6 protein-coding genes are annotated in these 6,124 nt (G+C 58.0%); 4 read left to right on the top strand and 2 right to left on the bottom strand.

Annotated features, from left to right (window positions below; genetic code table 11):
* Positions 1–43: 43 nt before the first annotated feature.
* From ACFT1A_RS16315 to ACFT1A_RS16330, 4 genes are all read left to right on the top strand, one after another.
* Complete coding sequence (locus ACFT1A_RS16315) at positions 44–1,024, top strand: daunorubicin/doxorubicin resistance ABC transporter ATP-binding protein DrrA (protein WP_054188113.1); 981 nt, start codon at positions 44–46, stop codon at positions 1,022–1,024.
* Complete coding sequence (locus ACFT1A_RS16320; protein WP_054188112.1) at positions 1,021–1,884, top strand: ABC transporter permease; 864 nt, start codon at positions 1,021–1,023, stop codon at positions 1,882–1,884. The genes ACFT1A_RS16315 and ACFT1A_RS16320 overlap by 4 nt, the downstream gene beginning before the upstream one ends.
* Positions 1,884–2,738 carry an ABC transporter permease gene (locus ACFT1A_RS16325; RefSeq protein ID WP_054188169.1) on the top strand — a complete coding sequence of 285 codons (855 nt, stop codon included), beginning with the start codon at positions 1,884–1,886 and terminating at the stop codon, positions 2,736–2,738. The genes ACFT1A_RS16320 and ACFT1A_RS16325 overlap by 1 nt, the downstream gene beginning before the upstream one ends.
* Before the next feature lie 140 nt (positions 2,739–2,878).
* Positions 2,879–3,928 carry an alpha/beta hydrolase gene (locus ACFT1A_RS16330; RefSeq protein ID WP_378447827.1) on the top strand — a complete coding sequence of 350 codons (1,050 nt, stop codon included), beginning with the start codon at positions 2,879–2,881 and terminating at the stop codon, positions 3,926–3,928.
* A gap of 83 nt (positions 3,929–4,011) precedes the next feature.
* On the opposite strand, the gene ACFT1A_RS16335 is transcribed toward ACFT1A_RS16330, so the two are convergent.
* Both ACFT1A_RS16335 and ACFT1A_RS16340 read right to left on the bottom strand, forming a co-directional pair.
* Positions 4,012–4,650 carry a histidine phosphatase family protein gene (locus ACFT1A_RS16335; RefSeq protein ID WP_054188110.1) on the bottom strand — a complete coding sequence of 213 codons (639 nt, stop codon included), beginning with the start codon at positions 4,648–4,650 and terminating at the stop codon, positions 4,012–4,014.
* Positions 4,647–6,124: thioesterase domain-containing protein (locus tag ACFT1A_RS16340; protein WP_378447828.1), on the bottom strand; the 1,478-nt coding region annotated here is incomplete at its 5' end. The genes ACFT1A_RS16340 and ACFT1A_RS16335, both read right to left, overlap by 4 nt.

Here is a 6,124-nt window from a genome sequence, read left to right on the forward strand (position 1 = left end):
AGCACAGCTCGGCCCGAACACCCATGTAGACAGCGGAGAATTGATGCCCTTATCGACGGACGCGGCGGTAGTCGTGGAGGACGTTCACAAGTCCTTCAAGGATGTGCACGCATTGCGTGGCATCAACTTCCAAGCTCCCAAGGGCACAGTGCTCGGCATCCTTGGACCCAACGGCGCAGGTAAGACCACCACCGTCAAGGTTCTGTCCACGTTGATTCGGCCTGACCGCGGCGTCGCAATGGTTGCCGGATACGACGTCGCTCGCAACCCAGCCGACGTTCGCCGTTCGATCATGATGACTGGCCAGTTCGCCGCACTCGACGACGCACTCACCGGACGCGAGAACATCGAACTGTTCGCTCGCCTGATGGGCCTCGATCGCGCATCCGCCAGGCAACGAGCCGTGGACCTTCTCGAAGAATTCGATCTCGTGGAAGCTGGGGGGCGAGCTGTTGCGGGCTACTCCGGCGGCATGCGACGACGCATCGACATTGCGTGCGGATTGGTGGTGCGGCCAGAAGTCGTATTTCTCGACGAGCCGACGACCGGACTGGACCCCCGCAGCCGCCAGAGCGTGTGGAACCTCGTGCAGACTTTGAAGGAGCAGGGCATCACGGTTCTGCTGACCACTCAGTACCTCGAGGAAGCTGACCTCCTCAGCGACAACATCATTGTCATCGACAAAGGATCTGTCATCGCGGAAGGGACGGCCAACGAATTGAAGGCACGAACCGGCGCCAGCTTCTGCGAAATCGTTCCCGCCGAGGCAAGCTTGCTGGGGCCAGCAGCCAACGCGTTGGGTAATTTGGTTCCGCCGGACTTCCGCTTCGATCTGGCAGTCGAGAACGGCCGAATTGCAATTCCCGCACCCCGTGGTTCTGCGACCCTTGCAGAAGCCCTGCGGCGTCTCGATCACGCACGGATACCACTCGCGGACATCGCCCTGCGCAGGCCTTCACTTGACGACGTGTTCCTGTCGTTGACGGGGCAGTCGCGCCCGAGTGAAACAAGCGATGCGACGTGACCACGACGACGAAATACGCAACTCAAGATCTTGCCTTGAAACAGGTAGGTCAACGGTCCATCACGGTGCCAAATGCAGCTCGCATCGGACGCCATCGTCGTCCGCAGCCATCCGCAGTCACACAGTGGTGGACTCTTACCGGCCGTACCGTTCGCGCAATGATTCGCCGGCACGAATTGCTCGTCGCAATCGTCGCGCCATTGATCTTCACGGTCGGCTTTTACCTGCCCCTCAAGTTCGTAATGCAGCTGCAGGGAATCAATTACGCACAGTTCTTGATGCCGATCATCGTCTTGCAGGCGATGGCCTTCACTTCGATCTCAGCGGCGCAGATGTCGGCGACCGAACGCATCACTGGCTTCAGCAGTCGGATGCAAACCATGCCGGTTTTCGGCCCGGTTCCACTGTTTTCGCGGATGAGTAGTGGATTCCTCCGATCCGTCGTCTCACTGACGGCAGCAGTGATCTACGGATACGCGATCGGATTTCGCTTCGTCGGTGGTCTGTCACAGGCCATGCTCTTCTGCGTGATCGCGTTGACTTTCAGTACGTGTTTGTCGCTCGGTGGTGATGCAATCGGCTCGCTGTCGAAGAGCCCACAAGCAACCAGTCAGGCATTGACACTTCCCCAATTAATCCTCGGAATGCTCTCGTGTGGATTTGTTCCGGAGAGCGGATTCCCGGAATGGATCCGGCCGTTCGTACGCAATCAGCCCGTATCTCAGTTCTCCTACGCCATGCGAGACCTGGCTGCCGGCACCCTCACCCCGAATACGTTGGTGCCAGTTGCGGCTTGGTCGATCGGTTTGATAGCGGTATGCGGGCCACTCGCATACTGGGCAAGTACGAGGCGAGCGTGATGAGTTCTCTCGAGAAGCGTGAGGAGATACGCAGTGGGAGGGCGCTCGCGTTCCCTCTTCCCAACGCGGCACTACCCGAGAACTCGGCCAGCGCGCTCTGGACCCACAGCCTTATTCAGGCGAAGCGGCTTCTGATCAACTGGGCGCGCGATCCTTCAACGACTGTTCAGGCGCTCGTTTATCCCGCGTTGACTTTGATCATGTTTCGCGTTGTTCTGGGAAATTCCATCACAGCTGCCACCGGGCAGCCGAGTATCTATGGGACTGTCCCGCTCATCATTCTCGTGGGAGCGATGTTCGGTTCGATCGCCAGCGCAGTTGGCTTGCGGGGCGAGAGGAAGAGCGGGCTGCTCGGTCGATTCTGGACGCTGCCCGCACACCGAGCATCGGGCCTGGTGGGCCGGATGATCGCTGAAGCCGTTCGAGTTCTCCTGACAACGATCGTCATCATCGGCGTTGGTTACGCCGTCGGCTTCCGGTTCACTCAGGGCCCGCTTGCGGCAGTGGCAATGATACTTCTACCCATCGCATTCGGCATTGGGTTCGCGGTAATGGTCACGGCTCTCGCCACGATGTCGGAAAATGTCCCGCTCGTCGAATTGGTTTCCATTGGGTGCACCTTGTTGATGTTCTTCAACAGTGGTTTTGTCCCGACAATGGCATATCCGGTCTGGCTTCAACCCGTAATTGCCGCACAACCGATGTCCGTCGCAGTCGACGCTATGCGCGGACTTTCGCTCGGAGGGCCGGTCCTGGTGCCAGTTCTGAAAATGCTTGCCTGGTCAGCGGGAATGATCGCTGTATTTCTATATCCTGCGATTCGGGGTTACCGCCGGGCTGCGGAGACTTCATGACAGACGCATCCAGCGAGTGTGGCCTCATACCAGAATTTGAATATCTAAATACGGTAACAATCCACAAACAATAGCCGACTCAATTCTCTGAATGCGACAAGGTCGCAATCGACAATGAATCAACCGAAAGGTATGAGGTCTTGACGCGAAATTCCACGACCTGGCGACGCACCGTACAGATCGGTGCATTGGCCGTTGCCGGCTCACTGCTCACAGCCGGTCTCGCGCAGGCCACCCCCGCGCGCGTCGGTGGCGACTCATCCGAAACAGTGTCGACGGGCTCCTACATCAAATCCGTCGAGAAGGTCAATGACCGTCAGCTCGTCGTCAACGTCTACGCGGCGTCGATGGACAAGGACGTTCCGATTCAGGTGATCACCCCGGCCGACAACTCCGAACCTCGCCCGATCGTCTATCTGCTGAACGGTGCCGGCGGCGGAGAAGATGCCGCCACATGGGAACTACAAACTGATGTGGTCGATTTTTTCGCTGACAAGAACGTGAACGTCGCCACGCCTGTCGGTGGGCGTCTCTCCTACTACACCGACTGGGAGAAGGACGACCCCAAGGCCGGACGCAACAAGTGGTCGACCTTCTTGGGCAAAGAATTGCCTCCGTTGTTGAACGAAGAGCTGGGGAGCAACGGTAAGCAAGCCATCTCGGCCATCTCGATGTCCGGTACGTCGGTACTGAACTTGGCGATCGAATACCCCGGTTTCTACAGTTCTGTTGCCGCGTACAGTGGCTGCGCACAGACCAGCGATCCCCTCGGACAAGCATTCGTCCGGACGACCACGGAATGGATCGGCGGCGTCGACGACATCACGAATATGTGGGGACCATTGGACGGACCGGGATGGGTCGAACACGATCCGCTCGTCAACGCAGAGAAGCTGCGTGGGACGCCCATCTACATGAGCACCGGAAACGGGCTTCCTGGAATTCCGAACGATACATTCCTCAACCCACGTCTGAGTGATGGTCGCGCATATACGGAGAACCAGATCATCATCGGCGGTCCGATCGAAGCAGCGACCAACCTTTGCACTTCGAACATGGCCAAGCGCCTGTATGAATTGAATATTCCGGCCGTTGTCGACTTCCAGCCGGTCGGGACTCACTCGTGGGGCTACTGGCAGGATCAGCTGCACAAATCATGGCCGTTCATCGCCGGTTCACTCGGAATCTGAGACAACCGCAGGAACATTCTCCACCAGCCAGCCTGTTCTTCTCGATCCAATGCGAGAAGAACAGGCTGGCTTTCCTCTATACCTCAGTCCGTAGGTACATGGCTTGCGGAATAGCTGACATCAACGAGGGCTTCGCCAGAAAAAGTGACTGAAGTGATCGAAGTGTGAGCCACATCGCGTTCATGCTGTCGACGCCACAATGATTCGCTCCTCAACGAACGCCGCAAGGTACAGATGGGCAGCTCGTGACTGAAGCACACGCCCTCCTTGCCCGCGCTCCGACGCCGAGCCGAATCCAGGGCAGCAGACATACGTCTGACCATCGATTTGTAGCTCTCCCCCCACGAAGGCGTCACTGGATTCCACGTTTTGAGCAGCAATCCGACCGACGGCTTCAGTCTCGGGTCTCCCGCTGCGATCCCGTCGAACCTTCCCTCCCACTCCACAAGATCTTCGTTCTTCTCGATGGGTAGATTCAACAAATCGGCTAGCGGAGTGGCAGTTTCAATCGCGCGTTCGAGCGGGCTGGAGAAGATCGAAGAGATTGGACGATCACCGAGAATCTCGGCGACTGCCTTCGCCTGACGATTGCCCAATTCGGAAAGCGAGTATCCGGGTAGCCGGCCGTAAATCACTTTCGACGGATTGAACACCTCTCCGTGACGTACGAAATGCACGACAGTGCGAGGTTCGGCCGACCGAGCCGGGGTTTCATCAGTCATGACGAGCGCTTCTCCTGCGTACGTAGGTACTCGGCGACGATCGGCCCGATCAACTCGAGCTTGTCCGGATGCATCATCGACGTGTGATTGCTGTCGATATCGATGTCGGTGATCTGTCCACCGATCACCGATCTCCATTCGTCTGTCACTGTGAAGTCCATGTCCATGCCCGCAGCTGCCCGGAACATCACCACGTCGCCATCATATTTGAGCGGCTCATACCCGGAGATCAATTCACCACTCGCCGAAGCGAAGTCGTAAAGTGCGCCAATCTGTGTCTCAGTCATGAACGACACCGAGTCCAGCGTTTTACCGATGGCGATGATCTGGCTGCGATCGAGAGAATTGACGTCGGCACCTTCACCGAGTTCCACTCCCCAACTAGCTGCCATGTCACGGGTGTTCTCCAGCGCTACATCATCGTCGACCTCCCTCGGATGACGTGGATCCACCATGAACAGAGAGACCTCGAAACCTTGCTCGCGTAGAAGAACAGCACATGCATGGCCGATGAACCCTCCAACTGAGTGGCCGATTATGTTAAACGGCCCAGTCGGATTCACATCGATCATCTCACGCACGTAACGGTGCGCTAGCTCGTCGACAGAGGTCGGTAATGCCCACGCCTCCGTCATTACGGGAGTTTGCAGGCCGTAGATCGGTGTATCTGCCTCTAGGTACGGAGCGAAGCCCGAGGCCTTCCACGCCAGACCACTCATTGCATGGATATAGAAGAGCGGTGGCCGCTGTCCTTCGATGCGAACGGGAAAGAGCACGCCGATCGCATGATCGTCCGGTGTCGCCGAACCTGATTCCCGAGCCTCTTCGATCCTGGCAGCGAGTAATTCGGGTGTCGATGCACCGAAGAGCATGCGGACAGGAACATCGAAATCGAGTGTGCTGCTCAAGTTGGCGGTCAATTTCATCGCGATGAGGGAGTTGCCACCCAACTCGAAGAAATCATCATCCAACCCCACCCGATCAACACCCAACACACCCACAAACGCCGACGCCACCACCAACTCCACCGACGACACCGGAGCCCGAAACACCCGAGCCTCAAACACCGGCTCCGGCAACAACGCCCGATCCAACTTCCCCGACGAATTCAACGGAAAAGCATCCAACACCACCACAGCAGCCGGAACCATATAACCCGGAACCCGCTCCCCCACAAACCCCCGCAACACCGACACATCCACAACCGACCCCACCGCCGGCACCACATACCCCACCAACTGATCACCCATCACCGACCCACGCACCACCACCGCAGCCGACAACACCGACCCATGCGACACCAACGCCGCCTCGATCTCCCCCAACTCAATCCGCTGACCACGAAACTTCACCTGAAAATCAGTACGACCGATGTACTTCAGATCCCCCTCAGACGACCACCGCACAAGGTCACCCGTCCGATACATCCGCTCACCCGAACCGAACGGCGACGCCACAAACCGATCCGCACTCA

The organism is Rhodococcus sp. NPDC057135 (assembly GCF_042670865.1).
GTDB lineage: Bacteria > Actinomycetota > Actinomycetes > Mycobacteriales > Mycobacteriaceae > Rhodococcus_F.